This is a genomic window from Actinomadura sp. 7K534, from assembly GCF_004348575.1.
Taxonomy (GTDB): Bacteria; Actinomycetota; Actinomycetes; order Streptosporangiales; family Streptosporangiaceae; genus Spirillospora; species Spirillospora livida.
On record NZ_SMKB01000414.1, the window covers coordinates 1 to 3,175 of the forward strand.

The following is a 3,175-nucleotide window of genomic DNA, read 5'->3' on the forward strand; positions in this document are numbered from 1 at the left end:
CCCCACCCGCACGCGCAGCCCCGAAAGCACCAGCGCCGCGACAAGGACCCCCGGCAAAAGCAAGCCGCCGTAGGCCCGATCACCCACCCGAATCACCCCACGACAGCGGCGGCCCGAGCGGCACGCCGAGCCCCCGCCCGCCGGCAGCACGACTGCTGTGGCGAGGGTGTTCGGCAGATGAGGGGAGCCGCCGAAAGCCCGATTACGCATGTGCACCTCCCGGTGCGCCGGCATGGAGATGATTGTCCGCTATCGGGTCTCGGTCGGGCACTACAGCAGGCTGTACCAGGCCGCGTGCCCCCAGCCGTATCGTGATGGATGTCCGGCCGAATTAGCGTCCTCGCTTATGAAATCGATGACTGCGAGAACCTGCGGACGCCTGACCCCGGTCGTGGCCCTGCTCGCTCTGTCCGCCGCCGTCGCGCCCCTCGCGAAAGCCGACGGCGTCCCGCCGCAGAGGCTGAACTGGAAGCCCTGCGCCCAAGGTCCCGACGACAGCGTCGGCCAAGATCTCGACCGGGCGGGCGCACGGTGCGCGGAGCTCACCGTCCCGCTCGACCACTCCAGGCCGGGCGGCCGCACCATCAAGCTCGCGCTGTCCCGGCTGCCGGCCACCGACCGCGCCCACCGCATCGGCACCATGGTCCTCAACAACGGCGGCCCCGGCGAGCCCACGCTGGGCATGCCCCTGCAGGTGCGCGCGGCCATGAAGGACGTCGCCACCCGCTACGACCTCGTCGGCCTGGATCCGCGCTTCGTCGGACGCAGCACACCGCTCGACTGCGGCTGGCCCAGCGGCATGTTCCTCCGCTCGGCCGGCCCGACCCGCACCCGGTTCGACCACCAGGCGGCGGTGCAGCGCGACCTGGCCGAACGCTGCGCACGGCGCCACGCCGACGTGCTCCCGTACGCCAACACGCGCGACACGGCCCGCGACATCGACCTGGTGCGCCGCGTCCTCGGCGAGCGCCGCATCTCTTTCCTCGGCTACTCCTACGGCGCCTACCTGGGCGCGGTCTACACCCAGATGTTCCCCGGCCGCACCGACCGCGTCGTCCTGGACAGCGCAGGCGACCCGAACAAATGGGGACCCCGGGCCTTGCAGGGCACCGAGGACGAGGCGGAACGCGCCCTGCGCGGCTGGGCGACCTGGGCCGCTGGACGTCATGGCACCTACGGCTTCGGCGCCACCCCCACCCGGGTGCTCGCCACCGTGAACGCGATCGTCACCGCCGCGGAGAACCACCCGCTCCGCGTCGGCCCCTACGAGGTGGACGACCAAACGGTCCCCTACCTCCTCTCCCTCGGCCCCGGCGACGACCGCCCCGCCGCTCGCGCGGGGTTCGCCTCCATCGTCCAGACCTTGAACGAGGCCGCGCACCGCCGCCCAGCCGAGCCCGGCCCCGAACTCGACGGACTCCTCAGGTTCGTCCTGACAAGCGCTGGCTCTCCCCTCGCCAGCCCGACCGCCGCGATCGCCTGCGGCGACCGCGCCGCACCGCGCGACCCCGACACCTACTGGAACGACGTCCAGCGCAGCCGGGCCCGCCACCCCCTCTTCGGCCCTCTCAAGAACAACATCTGGCCGTGCGCCTTCTGGCCCAACCTCCCGCGGGAGCGCCCCACGCACATCGCCAACCCCACCCCCGCTCTGATCGTGTCCGCCACCGGCGACACCGCGACCACCTACGAGGGCAGCAAGGCCATGCACCGGGCATTGACCGGGTCCCGCCTGCTCACCCTGCGCAACACCACCGCCCACGGCATCTACGGCGAATACGGCAACGCCTGCGTGGACACCAAGGTCAACACCTACCTGACCACCGGCACCCTCCCCCCGACCAACCCAACCTGCCACCCCTGACCAAACCCCAACCCGAGGCCGCGATCCCCCCATCGCGGCCTCACGCAGTCATCAACGAGACCAATCCCAATGCACCGAAGTACTGCCTCCGGCGCGTGCCCGCAGGTCGCAGGTGGGCGGTGGTGGCCGGCCACTTTCAGGTTGCGCATGATGCTCGCCTGGGGCGTGAATAATGGCTGGTGGCGTGGGGTGGTGGGGTCGTAGCGTGCGGGCGTGCGTGACTTGATAAGCCTCCCCAAAGTCCATCTGCACGTTCATCTCGAGAGCACGGTGCGGTGGGGCACGCTGCGCGAGATCGGCGCTGCCAACGGGGTCAAGGTTCCTGAGGACGGCGTGCGCTTCGGGAGCTTCGCCGAGTTCTTCGCGCAGAACGACCTCGTCCGCGCTTGCCTGCGCCGTCCCGCCGACTTCCGGAGGGTCGCCTACGAGTTCTGCGAGGACGAGGCCGGGCAGGGCACTCGCTACGCCGAGGTCTCCTTCACGGCGGCCGGCCACGGTGAGCGCCTCGGTGACCTCGGCATGCCGCTCGCGGCCGTCCTGGAGGGTCTGGAGGCCGGGCAGGAGGCATTCGGCGTCGAGTGCCGACTCATCCTCGACCACTCCCGCCGCCGGTCCGTGGAACGCGCCTGGCGGACGCTCGATCTCGCGCGCCGCCATGACGGCGTGGTCGCGGTCGGCTTGGCCGGCGACGAGGCCCACCCTGGCGACCCGTTCAATGACGTGTTCGCCGCCGCGCGGGACGCGGGCCTGCACGTCGTCCACCACGCGGGCGAGGGCGAAGGACCCGCCAGCATCCGGCAGGCGCTCGGCCCCGGCCGCACCGAACGGCTCGGCCACGGCATCCGCGTCCTGGACGACCCGGACCTCGTGGCCGAAGTCCGCGAACGCGGGGTCCCGCTTGAGGTCTGCCCGTCCTCGAACGTCGCCCTCGGCTTCGCCGCCTCCCTGGACGACCACCCCCTTCCCCGCCTCCGGGAGGCGGGCCTAGCCGTGACCCTCAATACCGATATCCCAGCGCTGATCAACACCCCCCTTGCCACCGAGTACAGCCGCGTACGAGACACCTTTGGCTACGACGACCCGACCCTGGCCGACCTGGCCCACGCCGGCGTCGACGCCTCTTTCGCCCCCACCGAGACCAAGACCCGCCTCCACCAGGAAATCGAAACCTGGCTGTCCTAACCGCAGCCGGGATCTGTCCCGGTCGCGGGCCTCGGGCTGCCCTGGAACGAATGCGCACGCGACCGGGGAGCACCGCGTGGAGCACTTGCGCGGATTTGTGCGGGGCGGCGGCGCGGGGGTGGTTATGGG

At 71.4% G+C, this 3,175-nt stretch carries 3 protein-coding genes; 2 read left to right on the forward strand and 1 reads right to left on the reverse strand.

Annotation, left to right across the window (positions count from 1 at the left end; translation table 11 throughout):
• Window positions 1–234, reverse strand: a 234-nt coding sequence (locus E1266_RS39070; RefSeq protein ID WP_207946138.1) for a hypothetical protein, incomplete at its 3' end; no start/stop codon positions are given.
• Window positions 235–355: 121 nt separating this feature from the next.
• Between E1266_RS39070 and E1266_RS36505 the strand changes: the two genes are divergently transcribed.
• Together E1266_RS36505 and add are read left to right on the forward strand one after the other, a co-directional pair.
• Window positions 356–1,864, forward strand: a complete 1,509-nt coding sequence (locus E1266_RS36505; RefSeq protein ID WP_243719336.1) for an alpha/beta hydrolase — start codon at window positions 356–358, stop codon at window positions 1,862–1,864.
• Between the two features lie 213 nt (window positions 1,865–2,077).
• Window positions 2,078–3,046 (forward strand): adenosine deaminase, encoded by a 969-nt coding sequence (gene add, locus E1266_RS36510; protein WP_132055050.1) that lies wholly within the window; start codon window positions 2,078–2,080, stop codon window positions 3,044–3,046.
• Window positions 3,047–3,175: the final 129 nt, after the last annotated feature.